This window comes from Seonamhaeicola sp. ML3 (genome assembly GCF_023273855.1).
GTDB lineage: Bacteria > Bacteroidota > Bacteroidia > Flavobacteriales > Flavobacteriaceae > Seonamhaeicola.
In genome coordinates this window covers 402,398-425,578 of record NZ_CP096884.1, presented here as the reverse complement: position 1 = coordinate 425,578, position 23,181 = coordinate 402,398, and the positions used below count along the sequence as shown (strand labels likewise).

The following is a 23,181-nucleotide window of genomic DNA, read 5'->3' as shown; positions in this document are numbered from 1 at the left end:
TAAACCGTAAACCTTGATGTTTAAACAATTTTATGCGAAATTTACACAAAATACATTTTATTTTATGCAAGATACTTCAAAACAATACAATGATGTCATTGATACCTGTAAAAGTTTATTCAAAAAGAAAATGACCGATTATGGCAGTGCTTGGCGGATATTAAGACTACCATCTTTAACCGACCAAATTTTTATAAAAGCACAGCGCATTAGAGGGTTGCAGGAGAATGATGTTAGGAAAGTTGATGAAGGACAGGAAAGCGAGTTTATAGGGATTATAAACTATTGTGTGATGGCATTGATTCAAATTGAAAAAGGGGTTGTTGAACAACCGGATTTAGAGACTGATGAGGCCGTTGAATTGTATGAAAAGCATATTGGTATTACCAAAAAATTAATGGAGGATAAAAACCATGATTATGGTGAGGCTTGGCGAGATATGAGAGTGAGTAGTTTAACCGATTTGATATTACAAAAATTGCTCCGTGTAAAACAAATTGAAGACAATGCTGGTAAAACTTTGGTAAGCGAAGGTATTGATGCCAATTATCAGGACATGATTAACTATGCAGTTTTTGCGCTTATTCACTTAAGTGAAAGTTAACTGTCATTCCTGCGAAAGCAGGAATCCATAAAGATATTGTAGATTTTTAAAAGTAAATTCCTGCCCACGCAGGAATGACAAAAATTATGAAACCATTAGTAGCATTATCAAGAATATTCGTTGGAGTCCTTTTTATTATTTCAGGGTTTATTAAGCTCAATGACCCGCTTGGGTTTTCTTATAAGTTACAAGAGTATTTTAGCCCTGAGGTTTTAAATGTACCCTTTTTAGAACCCTATGCTTTGGGGATTTCGGTATTTGTGGTTGTTTTTGAGGTCGTGCTAGGTATGTTTCTACTAATTGGTTATAAACCGAAATTCACAATATGGAGTTTACTGTTAATGATTGTGTTTTTCACATTTTTAACGTTCTATTCAGCTTACTTTGATAAAGTGAAAGACTGTGGTTGTTTTGGCGATGCCTTAAAACTAACACCTTGGGAAAGCTTTGCAAAAGATGTTATTCTATTGGTGTTGATTCTCCTGCTATTCTTCGGAATAAAACACATTAAACCAGTTTTTGGAAAACTACCAACTACAGTTTTGGCTCTATTGAGTTTTATAGTGAGTTTATGGTTTGGGTATCATGTTTTGATGCATTTGCCAGCTATCGATTTCAGAGCTTATAAAATTGGAAATAATATTACCGAAGGCATGATTATTCCGGAAGATGCGCCTAAGCCTGTATTGGAATATAGTTGGAAGTTTAATGTGAATGGGGAAGAGCAAGTAATTGTTACCGATGGTTCTTATCCCTCAGTAGAAGGTGAATTTATAAGTGTTGACACAAAAGTTTTAGAGGAAGGGTATTCGCCTTCAGTAGTCGATTTCTCTATGGAGAGTGATGAGGAAGATTTAACCGAACACTTTTTAAACCAAGAAAATCTAATAGTAATCATATCCTATAATTTAGATAAGATAGAATATGAAGGCGCCAAGAAGTTAAAGGCCTTCTCTGAAACTGCTGAAAAGAATGGATATCAAGTTATTGGCTTAACAGCATCTGGTCCTGAAACTAAACAACGTATAAATGAAGCCTACAAACTTAGTTTTACATGGTATCTATGTGATGAAAAAGTATTGAAAACGGTAGTGCGCTCTAATCCAGGAATTTTAGAGTTGGATAAGGGAACGGTGATGCAAAAAGTACATTGGAATGATATTGAGGATTTAGAGTTGCCAAAAGTTGAAAGAAAGTATGAACTTCTAAATTTAAATAATCGAGGTAATTTGTTTCTCACAAATGGAAAGATGTCAACTAAATCTGATTTTGATAAATTAAATCAAGATGATATAACTAAACTATATGTGGTAGAAGATGAAGAGGTCTTGAAATCAATAAATGAAGCCAACAATTCAGAGTATACTTCTTTTATAGAAGTAGAACTAAAACCACAATATAAAGAACACTGATAACCTATTTACTAAATAAAATCACTTACGCCTTACTCACCTTATTTGGAGTAATAACCGTCATATTCTTTTTATTTAACGTGCTACCTGGAGACCCTGCTCAAATGATGTTGGGGCAAAATGAGGATACAGAACAATTAGCTTTGGTAAAAAAGAAATACGGATTTGATAAGCCTATATCTACGCAGTATTTCTATTATTTAAATGATTTGTCTCCAATTTCATTTCACTCTAGCTCCAAAGAAGATTATACCGCTTTACAAAGTGGAAAATATTCGGCAACTAAACTATTTTCAATTGGAAACACGACTACGGTTTTAAAATTCCCATACTTGAGGGAATCGTTTACAAAACAGGGAAAACGAGTTACTGAGGTTTTAGGAGAAACCTTGCCTAATACTTTTGTTTTGGCAGTATCAGCGATTATAATAGCCATTCTTTTGGGAATTGCTCTAGGTATAGTTTCAGCGTTGTTTAAAGATCAATGGTTGGATAAGGTTATTCAAGTGGTGAGTACTTTAGGAATGAGTGTGCCTTCTTTTTTTAGTGCCATTCTGTTTGCCTGGGTGTTTGGGTTTGTATTGCATGAGTATACTAACCTAGAAATGACAGGAAGCCTTTATGAACTGGATGATTTTGGTGAGGCCATGCATATAAAATGGAAGAATTTAATATTGCCGGCCATTGTTTTAGGCATTCGCCCCTTAGCTGTGGTGATTCAGCTTATGCGAAATTCTTTGTTGGAAGTTTTTAATCAGGACTATATTAGAACTGCCAGAGCTAAAGGTTTAAGTGAGTTTCAAATTATAAAAAAACATGCTATAAAAAATGCTATGAATCCCGTAGTTACGGCTATTTCGGGTTGGTTTGCATCCATGTTAGCCGGAGCAGTTTTTGTGGAGTATATTTTTGGTTGGAACGGTTTGGGGAAAGAAATCGTAAATGCCTTGAATACATTGGATCTGCCTGTCATCATGGGGGCTGTATTGGTTATAGCTACCATGTTTGTAATGATTAATATTTTTGTCGACTTAATCTATGCTTGGTTAGATCCAAAAGTAAAACTTAACTAAGTTTTATTTCCGCGAAGGCGGAAATCTCAATAACAAAAAATAAAAATGAAAAAAATGAATATACTTATTGTTCTGCTAATTAGTCTCTTTAGCTGTGCCGAACCTCCAACACAATTTAGTCAAGAAGCCTTAAATGATACCTTTATCACTCTTGAAGGAAATGAAGTTGCCTTTGAATCTATTTTAGAAAGACATAAAGGAAAAACTATCGTTATTGATGTATGGGCATCATGGTGCGGCGATTGTTTACGTGGTATGCCTAAGGTGAAAGATTTACAGTCTAAATACAATGATGTTGCTTATGTGTTTTTATCATTAGATAGAGGACAAGTGGCTTGGAAAAAAGGCATTAAGAAATACGGGGTAGTCGGTGATCATTATTTCATGCAATCTGGATGGAAAGGTGCCTTTGGGAAATTTCTTGATTTAGATTGGATTCCCAGATATTTGGTGATTAATGAAGCCAGCGAAATCGTTGTATTTGATGTTATTAAAGCTAATGACAAAAAACTTATTAAGGCTTTAAAAAAATAAGTACTTTAGCACTTGAAATTTTAATTAGTATTCAATTTTAAATAAACAATCCTTCCCGTATGGAAGGTTAGGATGGGAATTATGAGAAAAAATATCGTTGCCGGAAACTGGAAAATGAATAACGATTTATCACAAACTGAAGCGTTATTGGCAGATTTAACACAACAAACAAAAACCTCTAATGCAGAGGTGATGGTAGCACCAACATACCCAAACTTATATCAAGCCTTTAATGTTTTAAAACCAACAGGCATTGAAGTGATTGCTCAAAACATGCACTTTGCTGAAAATGGAGCTTATACAGGTGAAGTTAGTGCAGCTATGTTAAAGAGCGTAGGTGTACAGACTGTTATCTTAGGTCACAGTGAACGTAGAGAATATTTCAACGAAACCGATGAGCTTCTTGCTAAGAAAGTGGATGCTGCTTTAGCGAATGAAATGAGCGTGATTTTCTGTTTTGGTGAAGAATTAGCCGATAGAAAAGCAGGAAACGAAGAAGCGGTAGTTGAAAGCCAAATTAAAAATGCATTGTTTCATCTAGAAGCTTCTGCATTTAAAAATATCATTTTAGCCTACGAACCTGTTTGGGCTATTGGTACTGGTGAAACTGCTTCGCCAGAGCAAGCGCAAGATATGCATGCGTTCATTAGAAAAACATTAGCAGACAAATACGGAGCTGAAGTTGCAGATTCTGTGTCTATTCTTTATGGAGGAAGCGTAAAGCCAGCCAATGCTCAAGAGATTTTCTCTAAACCTGATGTAGATGGTGGATTAATTGGAGGTGCTTCTTTAAAAGCCGAAGATTTCTTCGCTATTGTAAATGCATTCTAATAAATAAACTTTCTATGTCATGCTGAACTTGTTTCAGCATCTCACTATAAAAAGCTTCAATAAGCAGTACAAAACAAACCTCACGAATTAGTATATTCTTGAGGTTTTTAATTTAAATAAAAGCCTCAATAATGTTGAGGTATCATCTAAATTTTCATTCTTATTAAGACGAGAATACCAAAATAAATAGAGATATGTCTAACACCATTTACATAGGTTACGAGTTTAAAGTTGAACCGTTGCAACCCGTAGTAGAAATCCTTATTGCAGAATTAGGTTACGCCGGTTTTGAAAGTTTTGTTGAAAACGAAACGGGTGTTACTGCATATATCCAAAAAGAAGAATGGAATGCATCGATTTTAGATGATATTCACATTTTGAATTCCGATGAATTCGAAATCGCCTATACGTTTTCTGAAATAGAACAAACCAATTGGAATGCCGAATGGGAAAAAAACTTTAATCCTATTGTAGTAGATGATGTTTGTGCCGTTAGGGCGCCATTCCACGATAAGTTTGATACCGAATATGACATCGTTATCGAACCAAAAATGAGTTTTGGTACGGGACACCATGAAACTACCCATATGATGATTCAGCATATTTTAAAAAATGATTTTGATGAGAAATCGGTTTTAGATATGGGCTGCGGCACAGGTGTTTTGGCTATTCTAGCTGAAATGAAAGGCGCAAAGCCCATTGAAGCTATCGATATCGATAATTGGTGCTATTTGAACAGTTTGGAGAACGTAGCGCGTAATAACTGCAATGAAATTACAGTTTTTGAGGGAGACGCCTCTTTATTGGAAGGCAAAACATATGATGTGATTATTGCTAACATTAATAGAAACATTTTGCTTCAGGATATGAACACCTATACCGCTTGCTTAAAAAAAGGTGGTGTGTTGTTTTTAAGTGGGTTTTACAATAGTGATATACCCACCATTGATGCTGAGGTTACTAAATACGGACTTACAATTCAGGAGACTTTAGAACATAATAATTGGGTAGCCTTGAAGTATGCTTAGATGTTAAATATTTGTTTAGCATAAAGCCTGTGGTGAATTTTTTTGTAAATTTGAACTGCTATGAGTACAAAAGAAAAATTACAGGAAGAATTAGAGGTCTTAGAACAAGAAACTAATTTAAATGAAATTGTGTTGTATAACGATGATGTAAACACTTTCGATCATGTTATAGAAACACTCATTCACGCTTGCGACCATACAGCCGAACAGGCTGAGCAGTGCTCGATTATTGTACACTATAAGGGTAAATGCACAGTTAAAACTGGTGAGTATAACGATTTAGAACCACGTTGCACCATACTATTAAATGCGGGTTTAAGTGCGGAAATAGTTTAAACTATTTCAAATATACGGTTGGACCAAATAGATTTTAACTAGTTTATTATCATTTTTTCACAAGACTTTTTGATTTTAAATAATTGAATTAGGCCACCATATATATCAATGTTTATTTTCTGGCTGCTAGAAATCTTCATGATATTTGTCATGCTTTAAAAAATTGATGTTTATTAATTTTAGAGGTAACTAATCTAAATAATAAATGTTATGATTCGAAAAGCACCTATTACGATGATTATGACAGAGCCGGTCATTACATTAAACAGAACAGATTCATTAGAAAAGGCCGAGTATTTATTCAAACACCACCACATAAGACATATTCCAGTGGTAGAGGATAAAGAGGTTATTGGTATGTTAAGTTATACCGATTTACAACGCTTGAGCTTTATTGATATCACCACAGAAAATCAGTTGGATACAGATGCCATGGTATACAATATGTTTACTATTAACCAAATTATGAAAAAGAAGGTGGTAAGTGTGTGTACATCAAATTCTATAAAAGAAGTAGCCGAAGTCCTTGCGAGCAGAGAGTTTCACGCCCTTCCAGTTTTAGAAAACAATCAATTAGTAGGTATTGTAACTACAACAGACTTGATTAGGTATCTTATAAAACAGTTTTAGTTAGAATTAATGATTTTATGTTATGAGACATCATATCCCCGTAGCAACAATAATGACTAAGGCGTTAATTACTTTAACACTTTCTGATGACTTACAAAAAGCCGAAAAACTTTTCGAAAAGCATAAAATAAGGCATATTCCAATAGTGTCTAACGAAACACTTTTGGGGATATTAAGTTTTACAGATTTAATGCGTATAAGTTATGCGGAATTGTCTGAAGATGACTCAGATACCGTCGACTCATTAGTTTTTAATATGTTTAGCATTGAACAGGTTATGGTTAAAGATGTTTTTACCGTAAATAGTAAAACTTCCATAAAGCAGGTTGCAGCAATACTCGCCGAGAAGGAATTTCATGCACTACCAGTAGTTGATAACGATAAATTGGTTGGAATAGTAACAACCACAGACGTTTTAAAATATTTTGCTGAACTTTAACTAAGAGTTAGCTAGAACCTTTAAGTCTTTAATGGTTTCAGTCTGGTTGTCACTTTTGAAAATATAACTGCCGGCAACAAACGTGTCTGCACCAGCCTCTACAAGTGCTTTAATGTTTTTATTGGATACACCTCCGTCAATTTCTATACGAGTATCTAAGCCTTTTTCGTTAACCATTTGTCTTAGTTTCTTAACTCTATCATAAGTGATGTCCTCGAATTTTTGACCACCAAAACCTGGATTAATGGACATTAAGAGTACCATGTAGCACTTAGGTAAAATATCTTCTAGAACCGATACAGGTGTAGTTAAATTGAGTACAACACCAGCTTTACAGCCTACATTTTCTATTTGTGTTAGAGTTCGGTGTAAGTGCACCGTAGCTTCATAGTGAACAGTGATAATATCTGCACCAATTCGAGCGAATTCCTCAATGTAGCGCTCAGGTTTTTCTATCATTAAGTGAACATCCAAAGGCTTTTTAGCATGCTTCTTAATAGCTTCTATAACGGGCATGCCATAAGAAATGTTGGGTACAAAATGACCATCCATCACATCAATATGAAACCAATCTGCATCACTATTATTAACCATTTCAATATCTCGCTGTAGATTTGCGAAATCAGCCGCCAGAATAGAGGGTGCTATTAGTTTAGAATTCATAAGAAAGCATCTTTAATTTTGGCAAAAATAGCATTTTTGTTGGTTCTTCTAGGACTTCCTGTCTATAAAGTTTTCAACCATGTTTATGACATCATTAGCTAGTTTGTGGTCTCCATTTCTTAACCATTCTAAGTAGTCGTAAAGATTTTTTAGTTCTGATTTACTATTAACAATGGTAAAGCCAAAATTGTAATCTTCGAAAATCCGTACATCTACGGTAGTGTTAATTACCTCGAAAATATTCCTGTGTCTTCTGTCAAACCGAATTCTGTCAAACGTGGCGTTCACTACCTCTTCTTCTCCTTCAAGAACTTGTAAGAAATTAAGATTGTTGTAGATTAATACTCCAGTAATGTTGTTTTTTTTGTTATTCGCCCTTGCCTTAAGATAGAGTGTTTCTAACTTTTCCATAGATTCGTGGGCTATAGAATCACTTAAATAACAAATGGTTTTAATCATGTTAGGGGTATTTCATTAAAACGAATTAAAGTTAAGAAAAAACAGATAAACATTAAAAGAATACTTACAAATTAGTATTTAAAAATAAACCCCCGGTAATCAGCCGGGGGTTCTTTCATCAATCAAAAAACGAACAGTTATGTGTAACTGTTGTTGCGGTAATTTAGGAGTATTTTGATTATTATCCTAAATAAGTTTTTAATATTTTGCTTCTAGACGTATGTTTTAATCTACGAATAGCTTTTTCCTTAATTTGTCTAACACGCTCTCTTGTTAAATCGAAAGTTTCTCCAATTTCTTCAAGCGTCATAGGGTGTTGGTTTCCTAGACCAAAGTACAAACGAATAACATCAGCTTCTCGAGGTGTTAGTGTTTCTAGTGCACGTTCTATCTCGGTTCTTAAAGATTCGTGTAGTAATTCTTTATCAGGATTTGGAGATTCGCCACTATTTAAAACATCGTACAAGTTTGAGTCTTCACCTTCAACAAGGGGCGCATCCATACTAACATGACGACCAGAATTCTTCATAGATTCTTTTACGTCGTTAATTGTCATGTCTAGCTCTTTAGCAATTTCCTCGGCACTTGGTGGTCGTTCATGACTTTGCTCTAAAAAAGCAAAGGTCTTATTGATTTTGTTGATCGAACCAATTTTATTTAGAGGTAATCGTACAATCCTAGATTGTTCAGCTAATGCTTGAAGAATGGACTGACGTATCCACCAAACCGCATAAGAGATAAATTTAAAACCACGAGTCTCGTCAAAACGTTGTGCAGCTTTAATTAATCCAAGGTTTCCTTCGTTAATAAGATCCGGTAATGTAAGTCCTTGGTTTTGATATTGTTTAGCTACCGATACTACGAAACGTAAATTAGCCTTTGTTAATTTTTCCAGAGCAATTTGGTCACCCGCTTTTATACGCTGTGCTAACTCCACTTCTTCATCCGCAGTAATAAGATCTACCTTCCCAATTTCTTGTAAATACTTGTCTAGGGAAGCCGTTTCTCTATTAGTAACCTGCTTCGTAATTTTAAGTTGTCTCATCTAAAATCTCCTGTAATTTAATTTATGAATGTTAGGGCATTCAGTAGTTATACGTACATAAATCAAATTATGTTACAAAAACATATAAATTATTTTCTTTTTCTCATAAGTTATGACACATAGATATTGGTAAGGTCACATTAGAGAGCTTTATTTATTTTACCCATTTAGTTTTTAGAGATAAAAAACCATCGCAATTTTTTTTAAGATGGTTTTTTAATGATTTACTTTTAAAAGAAGATAAATTTATTTAAAAGCTACTCTGAATGAGATATAAGTATAAAGGCATACCAAGTGTAATATTAAATGGGAAGGTTATAGCAAGAGCCATAGGTATATACAAACTCGGGCTCGCCTTGGGTACAGCAATTTTCATAGCAGCAGGTACAGCAATATAAGAAGCACTTGCAGCCAGTATTGCAAATAAAAGTCTGTTTCCTACTCCAGTGACAAAAGATCCAGTAACTAATGCTACAATACATCCATTAACAATAGGTACTATGATTGCAAAAATGAGAGCGAATTTACCCTTCTTAATAAATTCGTTTAGCTTTTTACCACTGGTAATCCCCATATCTAAAAGAAATACAGCTAAAAAGCCTTTAAAAATGTCTGTTGTAAAAGGTTTTATTCCTTCAGCCTGAGCTTCGCTTGCCAAAAATCCTATAACCAAGCTTCCTAGAATGAGTAATACACTACCATTAAAAAGCGCATGCTGAAGCACTGTTTTTAATGGAATGTTTGATTTTTTCTTCCCTCCGCTGAAAAGCATGATTAATAGAAGGCCGATCATAATAGAAGGAGCTTCCATAAGAGCCATCACGGCCACCATATGACCACTAAATGCAATTTGTTCTAATTCCAAAAAAGAAATGGCGGTCACAAAAGTTACAGCACTAACTGATCCGTAAGAGGCTGCAATAGCACCTGCGTTCTCAACATTAAACTTTCTTCTTAAGATAAAGTACGCATATACTGGAACAGCAACTGCCAAAAAAATTCCAAAAAGTAAAGACCAAAGTATTTCTAGATTAAACTCACTATGTGCCAACTCTTGTCCACCCTTAAAGCCTATGGCTAGCAAAAGGTATAATGATATGAATTTTGAAGAGTTTTCAGGTATGCTCAAATCACTTTTAAGCTGCACTGCTATAACTCCTAAAAAAAAGAATAATAACGCCGGGTTTGATAAGTTGTCTATTAGTAAATGTAGATCCATACAAGTGTTTTGTTTGAGTTCTTATTTGTTGTTTTTTTTATTAATTGAACTAATCATTGCAAAAATTATAATAAGTCCGCCTAGAGTAATTTCTTTTAAAAAGAGATTATCATTTTTTATGGAAAGCACTAAAAAAATACAGTAGGTAAATAACAGTATAATTTCATTTATCGCTCTAGATTTAAATTTTAACCTTTTTAAGTTGTTGTTTAATAGTTCTCTCATGTGATTTATTTTTTTGCAAAGTTGAATGTTTTTATTTATATATTTTTATTTATATTTATTATGTTATTTATATGTTTTATTTATGAATTATACATTGCATCAACTAGAGATATTTTTAAAAATAGCTCAGCTACAGAGTGTTACTAAAGCTTCTGAAGCACTTTATTTAACCCAGCCAGCCGTTTCAATTCAGTTAAAAAAATTCCAAGAACAGTTTAAAACCCCGCTTTTTGAAGTTGTAGGTAGAAAGATTTATATCACGGAGTTTGGTCACGAGATTGCAGATGCTGCCGAAAATATTCTTAACGAGGTTCAGGCGATAAACTACAAGGCTTTGTCGTTTCAAGGAGAGCTAGCAGGGAAACTTAAAATAGCTATTGTTTCAACTGCAAAATATGTTATGCCTTATTTTTTGGCTGATTTTATGAACCAGAACAAAGGGGTGGATCTTATTATGGATGTAACTAATAAGGCAGAGGTTGTTCGTGCTCTTGAAAACAACGAGGTAGATTTTGCTATGGTCTCTACCATTCCGAGTAATCTGAAAATTAATAGAATTGAATTAATGGAGAACAAATTGTTTATGGTCGCAGGAAAGGATTATAAACTCAAAGGAAAGCATCTGTCTTATTCTGAATTTCAAAAGTTACCTTTAATATACAGAGAGCAAGGTTCGGCCACGCGCTTAGCAATGGAGAAATTTATCGATTCTAGAAAAATATCAACCTATAAAAAAATGGAATTAAAATCTAATGAGGCTCTAAAACAGGCAGTTATTTCAGGATTAGGATGTTCCATAATGCCCTTAATAGGTATAAAAAATGCAATAGCAAATGGGGAATTGCAGATAATTCCAGTCAAGCAATTACCCATTACGACCAATTGGAACTTAATTTGGTTGAGTTCAAAAAATCTAACCAATATAGCTAAAGCATTAATAGAGCATATTGAGCTAAATAAAGAGGCAATCATAAAGAAACATTTTGATTGGTTAGATAAATATTAAAAAAAAATAAAAAAATAGGGTAACAAAAAACACATCTGGTTTATCTATTGGTGTAACAATAATTAAAAACAGCAATGATAACTACAAACCACATGTTTACTCTGCCGAATAACAGTAAGTTAGTAAAACAACTATTCCTAATCTTTTTATTTGCATCTTTTTTTAGCTGTGAAGTAGAAGATTCGTTCAATGATTTACAGACCAATCTACCAGTATTTGATATAAATCTTTTTGAACAGAATATTATCGATTATGTTGAGTCTGGAGGAGATAGTCCGATAGGATGGGCTTACACTATTAGCAAAAATGGAAATTTACAACGATCTAATGCCTTTGGTAAAGCTAGAAATTCTGCTGATGGTACTTTAGACTTTACATTAAATAAAGAAATAAATGTTGCTAGTGTCTCTAAATTTTACACCGCTATAGCGGTAATGCAACTGTTAGAGGCAAATGATTTGACCATTGAAGATAATATTGCCGATTGGCTTCCAGAATCATGGGTTAAAGGTCCCGGCGTTAATGGTCTTAGCTTTAAGGATTTATTAAAACACGAGTCTGGACTTCAGAGTACAAACAATAATTTTGATACTACGTTAGGGTATCAGGGATTAAGGGATTGTATCCAAACTGGTGTTGTAAATGCCAAAACAAGAACTTATCTAAACGTTAATTTTGCACTTTATAGAGTTTTAATTCCCTCATTGTGGAGTAACTTAGAAGGAAGCCCGGTTATTGATATTGAAAATGATGCAAATACACAATTTATGTACTTGCTCTATATGCAGCAGAATATTTTTGATAGGTTGTCTTTGCCACTAGTAGGTTGTTTTCCAGAGAGTAGAGATATTTCAACACTATACTACAATGTAAATGATGGTAGTAATAATGGGGGAGTATACTATGGAGATTGGAATAATAAATCTGGAGGCGGCGGTTATTTTATGACTACTCTAGAGATGTCTAAAGTCAATGCGTATTTTGAACATACCGAAGTTTTAGTCAATAAAGACCAAAGGGATTTAATGAAATTGCACCGTTTGGGAATGGATGTTGCAGATCCAGCCGATGAAATCCATGGGAATTACTACGGAAAAGCAGGATCTATAGGCACAAGTAGCGACCCAACAGTTTCTCAAGGTGTGAGAACACAAATCGTAATGTTTCCTGGTACAGGTGTAGATTGTGTTATTGTTATGAATTCTCAAGGTGTTACCTTAGAAGGTACTACCAGTTTAAGGCAAATGATATACAATGCCTATAATGATGCTTGGGTACAGCCTTAACTGATCAAGTGTGTAAAAAAAAACTTCAAATAAAACAGGTGCTTGTCTCCTTAAGAGCGCAGTCGAAAGACATCTAATTAACGTTGAATTAGTTAGATTTCGACTGTGCTAATTTTTATAGTAGTTGTTAACTTGCTCATTTTCAGCGAAAAAATGTTTGTAGCGTGTAAGATTTTTTTTAATTTAGGAAATTACTCGATGTCAGTAAGTGTGTAAGTTCATAGATTTTGATAATGCTAAAGATTATGAAACTTTAATAATAGCATCAATTAATGATTAGATTATTGTTTTCTATTCCAACAATAGTGACAACGCTATAATGCTTCATCTATTAGCTCTGAGCTTGATTATTAATTAAACTTAAATCATTCATCATGAAAACAGTGACAATTCATTTAAGTACAGTAATACTATGCTTAACACTTTTATTGTGTTTCAAAGTAAATTCACAAGAGGAAGCTAAGAAAGTAAGAATATATAAGATATGGGTAGAGCTTACAGATAAAACTAAACAAAAGGGTTTTTTGTATGCTATTGATGATAAATCCTTAAAGATTATTAGTGATTTGCCTTTAAAAAACGAAAGTGAAATACTAAATATTAATCCCGAAGATATTAATCAAATAAAGATTCAAAGAAAAGGGAAAATGGTGAGAAGCATTTTAATTGGCGGACTATCTGGAGGCTTGTTGGCTACTTTGGGTTCTTCAGATACCAGTGACGATGATTCTGTTGTTGTTCAGATATATAGTGAAGCTGCTAAAGCCGGGTCAATTGTTTTTGGGACGCTTGTAGGTACTTCATTAGGGGCGATAATTGGCACAGGTAAAAAGAAAATTGACATTTCTGGTGATGCGGCCATATTTAAATCAAAGCGAGAAGAACTTAGTAGATATGCTATGGTAAAGAAATCTAGATAAATTAAGAAAAATTACTACTCATATCTTTAATGAGGCAAGTTTTACTAACCAAATCTTACAAATTATACGTTATGTTGGTTCTGGATAATGATTGTAAAGATGAGTTAGTTATTACAAAGGGAGTTGAAATAGAAAAATAAGGGGATATGAGACTGTTCATGCTGTGGATTTTAAAAATACTAACTTTTAAACTAGTAATTATGAAAACAATAGGAACTAATTTAAGTCTGATAATACTATGCTTAACGCTTTTGTTATGTTTCAAAGTAAATTCACAAGAGGAAACTAAAAAAGTGAAAATTTATAAGATATGGGTAGAGCTTACAGATAAAACCAAACAAAAGGGGTTTTTGTATGCGGTAGATGATTTATCTCTAAAGATTGTTTCAAGAAAATCTTTAAAAGATTTAAACGAGATTACAACAATAAATGCTAAAGATATTTATAAGGTTTATATTAAAAGGAGAGGGAAAGTTTGGAGAAATGCACTAAAAGGAATGTTAGGCACTGCTGTGGTTGTAGAGCTAATAATGGTTTCTGGAGGAGGAGGGGAATCGTGGATTTCAAATGAGGTCGCTGCAGCAGCAACTGGTGTTGTCTTTGGTGCTCCAATTGGAGCTTTAGCTGGCATACGTAGAAAGGAATTTATAATCTATGGATATGACAGCGTTTTTAAAACAAAATATGAAGAACTTGATAGGTACGCTATGGTAAAGCAGTCTGAATAATATCCAGTTATAAATAATCATAAAATGAAAACTTTAAATAACAGCAACAGATTATTAATTACAATATTGGTAGGGTTGATTTTTTTTCAAAGTTGTTCGGTATACAGGCAACCAACTACTCTAGAGAATACTGTTAAAGCTCCTACTAAGACTAAAATTAAGACAAAAGATGGTCAAAAACTTAAATATAAAAGTATAGTTTTTGAAAATGGTAGATATTATGGTATGAAAAAAGTACAAGGAGAACTGGTGCGAATAGATATTGATGAACAAGATATTGAAACCGTTAGGTTAAAAAATAGAGAGGTGTCTACATTTATGAGTATTTTGCTGTTTGGAGTACTGTGCGCTTTAACTCCTGCTATTGCATTTGCTACCGGTGGTGGTGTATAGTAGCTCATTCAATACATCACTAATAGAAATAAAAAACCAAAGCCCATCAATTTTGATGGGCTTTGGTTTGTATAATAAAAAGAAATTAATCTTCTTTTTTATCTTCTCTAGGTTTTCTATCGTCTCTGCGATTATCTCTATTGCGGTTGTCACGTCCACGATTGTCTCTGCCTTTGTTATCACGTCCACCACGATTGTTATCTCTTGGAGGTCTTGGCTGCCAACCTTCAGGTTTTGGTAAAATAGCTTTTCTAGAAACTTTTTCTTTGCGTGTTCTTTGGTCAATTCCAAAATACTTAACATCAAAAACATCACCCATGTTTACAACATCAGAAACATTTTCAGTGCGTTCCCAAGCTAACTCGCTTACATGTAAAAGTACTTCATTGCCTGGAGCTTCAGTATATTCCACTACGGCTCCAAAGTCTAACATTTTAATAACTTTCACTTCGTAAACGCTACCAACTTCAGGCTTAAATTTAAGAGAGTCTATTTTTGCTAAAACAGCATCAATACCTTCTTGGTCTGTGCCTAAAATTTCAACGATTCCTTCTTCAGTTACAGGATCTTCATTGATAACAATAGTGGTTCCTGTTTCTTTTTGTAATTCTTGAATTACTTTTCCGCCAGGCCCAATAAAGGCTCCAATTAAGTCGTTTGGTAAAATTGCAGTTACCATTTTAGGAGCATGAGCTTTCACATCTGCATTTGGAGTTTCAATCGTATCAGTGATTTTACCTAAGATATGTAAACGACCATCACGCGCTTGTTTTAGTGCATTTACTAAAATCTCATATGATAATCCTTTAACTTTGATATCCATTTGACAAGCAGTAATACCGTCTGCAGTACCTGTAACTTTAAAGTCCATATCACCTAAATGATCTTCATCACCTAAAATATCAGAAAGAACTGCATAGTTTCCAGTTTCAGCATCAGAAATTAATCCCATTGCAATACCAGAAACAGGTTTCTTTAATTGTACACCTGCATCCATCATAGCCATAGTTCCAGCACAAACTGTCGCCATAGATGAAGAACCGTTAGATTCTAAAATCTCAGAAACTACACGTACGGTATAAGGGCAATCTTCAGGAACCATTCCTTTTAAGGCACGTTGCGCTAAGTTTCCGTGTCCTACCTCACGACGAGATGTTCCACGAATTGGTCTAGCTTCACCTGTTGAAAAAGGAGGGAAGTTATAGTGTAAATAGAAACGCTCTTCACCTTCGTATGATGGCATATCTATTTGGTTGGCTTCACGAGACGTACCTAAAGTAACTGTTGCTAATGCTTGAGTTTCTCCACGAGTAAAGATTGAAGAACCGTGAGTAGATGGTAAATAATCTACCTCACACCAAATAGGTCTAATATCTGTTGTTTTACGTCCGTCTAAACGTAACCCTTCGTTCAATGTTAAATCTCTAACAGCCGCTTTTTCTGCTTTGCTGTAGTATTTAGAAACTAAATCACTAATATCTTCTAATTCTTCTTCAGAAAAAGAAGCAGTTATTTCTTCTTTAATTTCAGCAAAAGCAGCGCCTCTTTCATGTTTTGAAGAACCTGCTTTAGCTACAGCATATACTTTATCATATGCCATATCATGAATTTTTTGAGCTAAATCAGCATCTTCTCTTTCAGGCTCGTACTCACGTACTTCTTTTTTACCAAAAGCTTCAGCTAATGCAACCTGAGCATCACATTGTACTTTAATAGCTTCGTGAGCAAATTTGATAGCTTCAGTCATTTCTTCTTCAGAAATCTCATCCATTTCACCTTCAACCATCATCACAGAATCGGCAGATGCGCCAATAACCATATCAATATCAGATTCTTCTAATTGCGTAAAAGAAGGGTTGATAATCAATTCACCGTTTATTCTACCAACTCTTACTTCAGAAATTGGGCACTCAAACGGGAAATCTGATAATTGAATAGCAGCAGAAGCAGCTAAACCAGCCATAGCATCTGGCATAACTTCAGGGTCATGAGACATTAACTGAATCATAACCTGAGTTTCTGAATGATAATCTTTTGGAAATAATGGGCGTAACACACGGTCTACTAAACGCATGGTTAAAACCTCGCCGTCACTTGGTCTAGCTTCTCTCTTGAAGAAACCACCAGGGTAACGTCCTGCAGCAGCAAATTTTTCACGGTAATCTACCGTTAAAGGTAAAAAGTCTACATCTGCAGCTTTGTAGTTGGAAACAACTGTACATAATAACATACATTTTCCAGATTGCACAACAACGCTACCATGAGCTTGTTTTGCTAATTTTCCGGTTTCGATAGAGATTTCTCTACCGTCACCAAGGTCTATGACCTCTTTAAATACTTTTGGAATCATAAATTTTTTCTTCGAGTTCAAGCAAACATATAGCCCGAACTATGTTAAACAATGGTCGTTGTGTTGTTGTAGTTGTTGTGTTTGGCATGTGTGCCTTGACCAATGAAAAACCTTTAGTCCCAAAATTTTTTGGGATCCAGCTTCTTATTACGAAATTTATACTCTTTCGAAAGAGTTATATTTAAACAAAAAAGAGGCTGTTAAAGCCTCTTTTTATTATTTTCTTAATCCTAATTCTTTAACTATTGCACGATATCTTAAGATATCTTTCTTAGTTAAGTAATCTAGTAACGCTCTGCGCTTACCTACTAATTTTACTAACGAACGCTCAGTGTTAAAGTCTTTTCTGTTCTTTTTTAAGTGTTCTGTTAGGTGGTTAATTCTGTGAGTAAATAGTGCAATTTGCGCCTCCGCAGTACCAGAATCGTTCTTTCCTTTTCCGTGTTTTGCGAAGATTTCTTCTTTGATTTCTTTTGTTAAATACATGCTAATATTATTGTAAATGATTTTTATGTATATGAAAGCCTTTCTTTCAAGCGGCAAATATACGTTTTTTTATTAACTAACATCTTTAAGTATTATAATATTTGGAAAAATACTCACTTAAGTTTTTTTCTAATGATGCGGAGTCACAACCTAACATTTTAATGGGTATGGTTATTGGAGTTCCATAAAATTTATAGTTGGCTTTCATGAAAAGTTTAGACACAATATTTCTTTTTCTTTCAATATAGTGTTTGGGGTTTTTTACATGAATGTATATGAATTGTTGAGATGTATCTATACTTGGTAAAAAGGTTTCAGTAATATCTTTCCATTCGACTAAACCTGCAGAAACGCCACTGGCATTATCAACTATCCCTTTTTTATCAATAATTAAAGCATGGCTGTTCCCAATTAATTTTTTTAGCATTGAGACGAAAGCTAATCCAAAAAACAAAACGCTTATACTTCCTACTAATTTTGTAATTATAATTGAATTTTGAAATGTATTTACAAATCGTTCAGATTCAATAAATAACCATAAACCAGCTAGGATAAACAGAAAGCTGCAGAGAAGCAGTATTAAGATTCTTTTCTTGTTGAAAGGTATTTTTAGTTTATCTGTCAAGTTTTGAAAGCTAAAAAAACTCTCAAACATTGTCTGAGAGTTTTTATAGTTTTTTATGCTCTTAAAGGTTGATTGAGTATTAAATCGATATACTGATTAACCTTGTTTTTTAATTCTTTTCTAACCGTTATAAAGTCTAAGAACCCATGTTCTAACAGAAACTCAGAGGTTTGAAAACCTTCTGGTAAATCTTGACCGGTAGTATCTTTTACCACACGTGGTCCAGCAAAACCAATTAAAGCCCCTGGTTCGCTAATATTAATATCTCCTAGCATAGCAAATGAAGCGGTTGTACCTCCTGTAGTTGGATCTGTACATAATGATATGTATGGCAATTTAGCTTCTGCTAATTGTGCTAATTTTACAGAGGTTTTTGCTAGTTGCATTAACGATAGAGCAGCTTCCATCATTCTAGCGCCACCAGATTTTGAAATAACCATTAAAGGCAACTTGTTTTTTAAGGCATAATCTGCCGCTCTAGCAATTTTTTCGCCAACTACACTTCCCATTGAACCTCCAATAAAGCTAAAGTCCATACAAGCGATAACTAAATCTTTACCTTTCGATTTTCCTACTGCTGTTCTTACAGCATCTTTTAGTTTTGTTTTGTCCTGAGCAGCCTTTAAACGGTCTGGGTACTTTTTAGTGTCCTCGAATTTTAGAGGGTCTTTAGATTCTAGACCGGCATCTAGTTCTTTAAATTTATTGTCGTCAAAAAGAATTTCGAAATATTCTTTACTTCCTATTCTAACGTGGTAACCATCTTCTGGACTTACATAGAAATTTAGTTCTAATTCTTCAGTATCTACGATTTTACCAGTTGGTGTTTTGTACCAAAGTCCTTTAGGTGTATCTTTTTTCTCCTCGGTAGAAGTTGTTATTCCTTTTGTTTTTCTTTTAAACCAAGATGACATGCTTGTTAATTTTAGTTATGCAATGATAAAAATAATTAATTACACTACCATTGTTTGCGTTAAGGATTAAGGCTTGCTTAGACAATACAGCTAGAAGCCTAATGACAAAATTAAACCTTTTTTTAATTTTGAGGTAACACCATGTTGTTTTATTATCATGCATGCATATAATTTTGACCCATAAAAAAAGGTTCCGATGAAACGGAACCTTAGTTATTTTGAAAATATATCGTGTTTACTATAATGTGTTTACGTTGTTTAAGTCTTCAAAAGCTTTCTTTAAACGCTCAACAAAAGATTTTTCTCCTTCGCGTAACCATACACGAGGGTCGTAATACTTTTTGTTAGGAACGTCATCCCCATCTGGGTTACCTATTTGAGATTTCAAATACTCTGATTTTTCATCCATGTAATCTCTAATACCACTCATAAAAGCATATTGCAAATCGGTATCGATGTTCATTTTAATTACACCATAGCTTATACCTTCTCTTATTTCTTCTACAGTAGAACCAGAACCACCATGGAAAACAAAGTCTATGTGATTATGTCCAACACCATATTTTTCTGAAATGTGTTCCTGAGAATTTTTTAGGATTTTAGGCGTTAATTTTACGTTACCAGGTTTGTAGACACCATGAACGTTACCAAAAGCAGCTGCAATTGTAAACTGGTCACTCACTTTACTCAACTCTTCATAAGCATAAGCAACTTCCTCTGGTTGTGTGTAGAGTTTAGAGTCATCCACATCTGTATTGTCAACACCATCTTCTTCACCACCAGTAATACCTAATTCTATTTCAAGCGTCATGTTCATTTTGCTCATGCGCTCAAGATAAGTTTTACAAAGTTCGATGTTTTCTTCTATTGGCTCTTCAGAAAGGTCTATCATATGCGAACTAAAAAGTGATCTTCCTGTTTCGGCAAAGTGTTTTTCACTAGCATCTAATAAACCATCAATCCAAGGTAATAGTTTCTTGGCACAGTGATCGGTATGTAGAATTACAGGAACACCATAGGCTTCTGCCATAGTATGTACATGTTTAGCACCAGCAATAGCACCCTGGATGGCAGCGTTCTGACCTTCATTGCTTAATCCTTTCCCAGCATTAAACTGAGCTCCACCATTAGAAAACTGAATGATAACTGGAGCATTTAAAGCTGCAGCAGTTTCTAATACACCATTTATAGCATTTGAGCCAATTACATTAACTGCGGGTAAAGCAAATCCCTTTTCCTTAGCAAGTTTGAAGATTTCTTGAACTTCGTATCCAGCAGCAACGCCCGGTTTTATGTTGTGTCCCATTTTTTATTGATTTTTAATAATTATTGATTTCAAAAGTAATTAAATTTTAGCGAATTACAGCCTGTTTTTCCTTTTGAAAAATACAAATAAGTACTAAAACGTTATAGTTTTTAAGAGGTACAGATAATATTAAAAAGGGTAGTTTATCCCTATGTTGTAAACAGCATTAGAGAAATTGTAGTCTTTAAACCAACGATTACCCAATGTATATGTTGGGTTATAAGTTTTAAAACCAATATCAAACCTGAAAATAAAGTAGCTTAAATCGTAGCGTAGCCCAAAACCAGACCCTACGGCTATATCTTTTAGTGAGCCTAGGTCTGTAAATGTGGCTCTACTATCTTCGATGTTATCAAGAACATTCCAAATATTTCCGGCGTCTACAAAAATAGCGCCATTTAAGTTTTCAAAAATATTAAAGCGCTGTTCTAGGTTAAATGCTAATTTTAAATTTGCTTCGTTAAATTCGTTAGCAGATAGCAGGCTACCGGGGCCAAGGCGATATGCTGTCCATGCTCTATTATCATTGGGTCCACCAGCAAAGAAACTCTTTGCAAAAGGAATGTTATCGGAGTTGCCGTATGGAATTGCTATACCGAAAAAACTCCTGAAAGCTAACACGTTTTTCCTTCCAAGGTCCCAGTGTTTCGTATATTCCAATTCGGTTTTTGCGTATTGAGAAAAGGCAACATTAAAAAGTTTAAAGCGATTATTTTCATCTTTTTCTAAACCTAAAAGTTTAGATGCGTTGGATAGCAAGTTGCCGGCAAATTCTATTTTAAATCTAAAAATCGAGAAATTTTCATCGAAAAGGTTTGTACGGCCATCATTAGTGAAACTAAAACTGGACGATAATATTAAGTTGTTTTCTGTAAGACGTTCTTTTCTTTCGTTAATACTATTAACAGTTGTTAGCTGGCTTTCTGATATTTCACCAGGAGTTGGATTACCTAAAGCATAAGCAATAAAGGCATTAGCTTGTTCTGGTTTGTCTAAATCTGAATTTTGATCAATGAAATTCACATCTTGAGCAATACTATTTAAAAGAGAAAAAGAATTTTGATAAACATCGAAGTAATTGTCGATGTTAAGGTTTCTAACATATTGTACATTAAAAAGGTCTAAAGTATTCGTTTTTTTGTTGTTAGGGTGCCAATTATAATTAATGGTACCGCTAAGGGATTGCTTATCTAAACCAATATTGGTCTGACTGGAAAGTGAGACACCTATTTTGGTGCTTGGCGACATGTATTTAGGAATGATACGTTCTGTGTAAAATGGTGATAATAAACGTGGTATGGTGAGTTTTAAATCTAAGCCATATTCTACTATATCAAAAAACGAATCGTCATTATTTTCATCTTTAGAAGCACCTATAGAAGCCAACCCAGATACTTGAAGTGTTTCAGCGCCTTTAAAAATGTTTCTAATTTGTAAACTTGGATTAACTGAAAACCCTACAGTTTGTATGTTACTTGTTGAGGCGTCGGTTCCAATACCCAAACTAAATTTCTTTAATGGTGCCAATCGGATGGTACTGGAAAGGGAATTATCTAAATTCTCGGTATATTCAATGTTAGGATACTTAAAGGTTTTAAGCTGATTAATCTGTCTATAGGTAAAAGTTCTATCTTGCTCCCTGAAAATATCGCCTGGTGTAATAAATATAGCATCGGTTATGGCACGTGGTTTATATCGCATTTTTCCATAACTGTAAAAGTTATATCCTCCAAATCGTATGGAATCTTGAAAAGGTTTGTTCCTGTTACCGTAAGTGTAATCTGTGATAATATTCACTTCTCTAATATCATATATTTGAAAAGGTTCTCTTCTTATAGAATCGGGCGTTCTAATGGCCCTATTTAGAATGTTAATATCTACGTTTACCTTTTTATTGGTGCCTATAGTATCTATTTCAAAAGTTATATAATCGGTGCTAAAATGATATACTCCAGAGTTTCTTAACTCACTTGAAATTCTATCGCGTTCTTGAACAAAGTTTTCGGTTTTGTATTGTTCATTTGTCCGAATTAAAGATTGTTCTTTTATGTTTTGGTAAAGTGAGTCTACAACTACAGATTTTACCGTTGTTGAAATAGAATCTAAAATATAGGGAACTCCTGTTTCTACGTTATACTCTATTTTGGCACGTTTGTTTTCGCCTTTATTAATCTTGTAAGCTGCATCTACATCAAACCAGCCATTGTTAATATGATAATCTTCAATACGTTTGGCAGATTTTTTTGCTTTAGCCTCATCAACTATAACTGGTGCCTCTCCAGTTCTTTTTAACCAGTCGTTAAACCCAATAGATGTCATTTTTAATTGGTCTAGCTGTTTCTTTGAGAGTTTTTTTGTTAGTCGCTCCCTGCGTTTTGGCTTTTTGTCTAACCAGACTTCGAAAAGCGAATCTCTTCGTTCTCTAGCTAAATTGTATATATGCAACCTTAGGGGTATGCCTAATATTTTTCTGTTTGGACTTTGTGAAATAAGGTTGTTCAAAGCTTCTGTGCTTCTCTTTTTTCCGTTAACCATTATATCGTTATCTGTAAGCAGATATTCTCCTTCTGTAACTCTTTTGGTAGCATCGCATGCTGTAAAGCATTCTACAAGTAAAAAGAGAAATAGTATTTTTAAGAGAGTTTTTTTCAAAATAACCCTAGGTTAAT

General features: G+C 34.1%; 24 protein-coding genes. 14 read left to right on the top strand and 10 right to left on the bottom strand.

Features of this window, described 5'->3' with window-relative positions:
• Positions 1-64 precede the first annotated feature (64 nt).
• From M0214_RS01995 to M0214_RS01955, 9 genes are all read left to right on the top strand, one after another.
• Positions 65-604: a DUF1599 domain-containing protein gene (locus tag M0214_RS01995; protein WP_248723806.1), complete on the top strand. Its 540-nt coding sequence runs from the start codon at positions 65-67 to the stop codon at positions 602-604.
• 86 nt (positions 605-690) lie between these two features.
• Entirely contained in the window at positions 691-2,016 is a 1,326-nt protein-coding gene (locus tag M0214_RS01990) for a BT_3928 family protein (RefSeq protein ID WP_248723805.1), read from the top strand.
• Entirely contained in the window at positions 2,013-3,089 is a 1,077-nt protein-coding gene (locus tag M0214_RS01985; protein ID WP_248724919.1) for an ABC transporter permease, read from the top strand. Before M0214_RS01990 ends, M0214_RS01985 begins: the two co-directional genes overlap by 4 nt.
• Before the next feature lie 54 nt (positions 3,090-3,143).
• Entirely contained in the window at positions 3,144-3,623 is a 480-nt protein-coding gene (locus tag M0214_RS01980) for a TlpA disulfide reductase family protein (protein WP_248723804.1), read from the top strand.
• Positions 3,624-3,704: 81 nt separating this feature from the next.
• Positions 3,705-4,454, top strand: coding sequence for a triose-phosphate isomerase (gene tpiA / locus M0214_RS01975; RefSeq protein WP_248723803.1), 750 nt, complete (start codon positions 3,705-3,707; stop codon positions 4,452-4,454).
• 194 nt (positions 4,455-4,648) lie between these two features.
• A complete protein-coding gene (gene prmA, locus M0214_RS01970; RefSeq protein ID WP_248723802.1) occupies positions 4,649-5,482 on the top strand; it encodes a 50S ribosomal protein L11 methyltransferase in 834 nt (277 codons plus the stop codon).
• Positions 5,483-5,542: 60 nt separating this feature from the next.
• Positions 5,543-5,818, top strand: coding sequence for an ATP-dependent Clp protease adaptor ClpS (locus M0214_RS01965; RefSeq protein WP_248723801.1), 276 nt, complete (start codon positions 5,543-5,545; stop codon positions 5,816-5,818).
• A 210-nt stretch (positions 5,819-6,028) separates the two neighbouring features.
• The gene (locus M0214_RS01960; protein ID WP_248723800.1) at positions 6,029-6,448 is read left to right on the top strand and encodes a CBS domain-containing protein; all 420 of its coding nucleotides are present in this window, start codon (positions 6,029-6,031) and stop codon (positions 6,446-6,448) included.
• A 22-nt stretch (positions 6,449-6,470) separates the two neighbouring features.
• The gene (locus M0214_RS01955) at positions 6,471-6,887 is read left to right on the top strand and encodes a CBS domain-containing protein (RefSeq protein WP_248723799.1); all 417 of its coding nucleotides are present in this window, start codon (positions 6,471-6,473) and stop codon (positions 6,885-6,887) included.
• On the opposite strand, the gene rpe is transcribed toward M0214_RS01955, so the two are convergent.
• From rpe to M0214_RS01935, 4 genes are all read right to left on the bottom strand, one after another.
• Positions 6,888-7,550, bottom strand: a complete 663-nt coding sequence (gene rpe / locus M0214_RS01950; protein ID WP_248723798.1) for a ribulose-phosphate 3-epimerase — start codon at positions 7,548-7,550, stop codon at positions 6,888-6,890.
• Between the two features lie 48 nt (positions 7,551-7,598).
• Positions 7,599-8,009, bottom strand: a complete 411-nt coding sequence (locus M0214_RS01945) for a BLUF domain-containing protein (RefSeq protein ID WP_248723797.1) — start codon at positions 8,007-8,009, stop codon at positions 7,599-7,601.
• A gap of 181 nt (positions 8,010-8,190) precedes the next feature.
• On the bottom strand, positions 8,191-9,054 hold the full coding sequence (locus M0214_RS01940) for an RNA polymerase sigma factor RpoD/SigA (RefSeq protein ID WP_019387909.1): 864 nt from the start codon (positions 9,052-9,054) through the stop codon (positions 8,191-8,193).
• 250 nt (positions 9,055-9,304) lie between these two features.
• On the bottom strand, positions 9,305-10,273 hold the full coding sequence (locus tag M0214_RS01935) for a sodium-dependent bicarbonate transport family permease (protein WP_248723796.1): 969 nt from the start codon (positions 10,271-10,273) through the stop codon (positions 9,305-9,307).
• 307 nt (positions 10,274-10,580) lie between these two features.
• On the opposite strand from M0214_RS01935, the gene M0214_RS01930 reads away from it, so the two are divergent.
• The 5 genes from M0214_RS01930 to M0214_RS01910 all read left to right on the top strand — a co-directional run bounded on the left by M0214_RS01930 (position 10,581) and on the right by M0214_RS01910 (position 14,831).
• A complete protein-coding gene (locus M0214_RS01930; protein WP_248723795.1) occupies positions 10,581-11,504 on the top strand; it encodes a LysR family transcriptional regulator in 924 nt (307 codons plus the stop codon).
• A 74-nt stretch (positions 11,505-11,578) separates the two neighbouring features.
• Entirely contained in the window at positions 11,579-12,790 is a 1,212-nt protein-coding gene (locus M0214_RS01925; RefSeq protein WP_248723794.1) for a serine hydrolase, read from the top strand.
• Positions 12,791-13,164: 374 nt separating this feature from the next.
• Positions 13,165-13,710 carry a hypothetical protein gene (locus tag M0214_RS01920; RefSeq protein ID WP_248723793.1) on the top strand — a complete coding sequence of 182 codons (546 nt, stop codon included), beginning with the start codon at positions 13,165-13,167 and terminating at the stop codon, positions 13,708-13,710.
• 200 nt (positions 13,711-13,910) lie between these two features.
• Positions 13,911-14,438: a hypothetical protein gene (locus tag M0214_RS01915; RefSeq protein WP_248723792.1), complete on the top strand. Its 528-nt coding sequence runs from the start codon at positions 13,911-13,913 to the stop codon at positions 14,436-14,438.
• A 24-nt stretch (positions 14,439-14,462) separates the two neighbouring features.
• Positions 14,463-14,831, top strand: a complete 369-nt coding sequence (locus tag M0214_RS01910) for a hypothetical protein (RefSeq protein ID WP_248723791.1) — start codon at positions 14,463-14,465, stop codon at positions 14,829-14,831.
• 85 nt (positions 14,832-14,916) lie between these two features.
• On the opposite strand, the gene M0214_RS01905 is transcribed toward M0214_RS01910, so the two are convergent.
• From M0214_RS01905 to M0214_RS01880, 6 genes are all read right to left on the bottom strand, one after another.
• Positions 14,917-17,181, bottom strand: coding sequence for a polyribonucleotide nucleotidyltransferase (locus tag M0214_RS01905; RefSeq protein ID WP_248723790.1), 2,265 nt, complete (start codon positions 17,179-17,181; stop codon positions 14,917-14,919).
• 216 nt (positions 17,182-17,397) lie between these two features.
• Positions 17,398-17,667, bottom strand: coding sequence for a 30S ribosomal protein S15 (gene rpsO, locus M0214_RS01900; protein ID WP_248723789.1), 270 nt, complete (start codon positions 17,665-17,667; stop codon positions 17,398-17,400).
• Between the two features lie 85 nt (positions 17,668-17,752).
• Positions 17,753-18,322: an STM3941 family protein gene (locus M0214_RS15320; protein WP_305879791.1), complete on the bottom strand. Its 570-nt coding sequence runs from the start codon at positions 18,320-18,322 to the stop codon at positions 17,753-17,755.
• 23 nt (positions 18,323-18,345) lie between these two features.
• The gene (gene accD / locus M0214_RS01890) at positions 18,346-19,206 is read right to left on the bottom strand and encodes an acetyl-CoA carboxylase, carboxyltransferase subunit beta (RefSeq protein ID WP_248723787.1); all 861 of its coding nucleotides are present in this window, start codon (positions 19,204-19,206) and stop codon (positions 18,346-18,348) included.
• Positions 19,207-19,444: 238 nt separating this feature from the next.
• Positions 19,445-20,512 (bottom strand): class II fructose-bisphosphate aldolase, encoded by a 1,068-nt coding sequence (gene fbaA, locus M0214_RS01885; protein ID WP_248723786.1) that lies wholly within the window; start codon positions 20,510-20,512, stop codon positions 19,445-19,447.
• A gap of 129 nt (positions 20,513-20,641) precedes the next feature.
• Entirely contained in the window at positions 20,642-23,164 is a 2,523-nt protein-coding gene (locus tag M0214_RS01880; RefSeq protein WP_248723785.1) for a BamA/TamA family outer membrane protein, read from the bottom strand.
• Positions 23,165-23,181 lie beyond the last annotated feature (17 nt).

Bases quoted from the DNA above. Each gene is read 5' to 3' on its own strand.
- M0214_RS01995 (WP_248723806.1), top strand. From the start codon at position 65: ATGCAAGATACTTCAAAACAATACAATGATGTCATTGATACCTGTAAA.
- M0214_RS01990 (WP_248723805.1), top strand. From the start codon at position 691: ATGAAACCATTAGTAGCATTATCAAGAATATTCGTTGGAGTCCTTTTT.
- M0214_RS01980 (WP_248723804.1), top strand. From the start codon at position 3,144: ATGAATATACTTATTGTTCTGCTAATTAGTCTCTTTAGCTGTGCCGAA.
- tpiA (WP_248723803.1), top strand. From the start codon at position 3,705: ATGAGAAAAAATATCGTTGCCGGAAACTGGAAAATGAATAACGATTTA.
- prmA (WP_248723802.1), top strand. From the start codon at position 4,649: ATGTCTAACACCATTTACATAGGTTACGAGTTTAAAGTTGAACCGTTG.
- M0214_RS01965 (WP_248723801.1), top strand. From the start codon at position 5,543: ATGAGTACAAAAGAAAAATTACAGGAAGAATTAGAGGTCTTAGAACAA.
- M0214_RS01960 (WP_248723800.1), top strand. From the start codon at position 6,029: ATGATTCGAAAAGCACCTATTACGATGATTATGACAGAGCCGGTCATT.
- M0214_RS01955 (WP_248723799.1), top strand. From the start codon at position 6,471: ATGAGACATCATATCCCCGTAGCAACAATAATGACTAAGGCGTTAATT.
- rpe (WP_248723798.1), bottom strand. From the start codon at position 7,550: ATGAATTCTAAACTAATAGCACCCTCTATTCTGGCGGCTGATTTCGCA.
- M0214_RS01945 (WP_248723797.1), bottom strand. From the start codon at position 8,009: ATGATTAAAACCATTTGTTATTTAAGTGATTCTATAGCCCACGAATCT.
- M0214_RS01940 (WP_019387909.1), bottom strand. From the start codon at position 9,054: ATGAGACAACTTAAAATTACGAAGCAGGTTACTAATAGAGAAACGGCT.
- M0214_RS01935 (WP_248723796.1), bottom strand. From the start codon at position 10,273: ATGGATCTACATTTACTAATAGACAACTTATCAAACCCGGCGTTATTA.
- M0214_RS01930 (WP_248723795.1), top strand. From the start codon at position 10,581: ATGAATTATACATTGCATCAACTAGAGATATTTTTAAAAATAGCTCAG.
- M0214_RS01925 (WP_248723794.1), top strand. From the start codon at position 11,579: ATGATAACTACAAACCACATGTTTACTCTGCCGAATAACAGTAAGTTA.
- M0214_RS01920 (WP_248723793.1), top strand. From the start codon at position 13,165: ATGAAAACAGTGACAATTCATTTAAGTACAGTAATACTATGCTTAACA.
- M0214_RS01915 (WP_248723792.1), top strand. From the start codon at position 13,911: ATGAAAACAATAGGAACTAATTTAAGTCTGATAATACTATGCTTAACG.
- M0214_RS01910 (WP_248723791.1), top strand. From the start codon at position 14,463: ATGAAAACTTTAAATAACAGCAACAGATTATTAATTACAATATTGGTA.
- M0214_RS01905 (WP_248723790.1), bottom strand. From the start codon at position 17,181: ATGATTCCAAAAGTATTTAAAGAGGTCATAGACCTTGGTGACGGTAGA.
- rpsO (WP_248723789.1), bottom strand. From the start codon at position 17,667: ATGTATTTAACAAAAGAAATCAAAGAAGAAATCTTCGCAAAACACGGA.
- M0214_RS15320 (WP_305879791.1), bottom strand. From the start codon at position 18,322: ATGTTTGAGAGTTTTTTTAGCTTTCAAAACTTGACAGATAAACTAAAA.
- accD (WP_248723787.1), bottom strand. From the start codon at position 19,206: ATGTCATCTTGGTTTAAAAGAAAAACAAAAGGAATAACAACTTCTACC.
- fbaA (WP_248723786.1), bottom strand. From the start codon at position 20,512: ATGGGACACAACATAAAACCGGGCGTTGCTGCTGGATACGAAGTTCAA.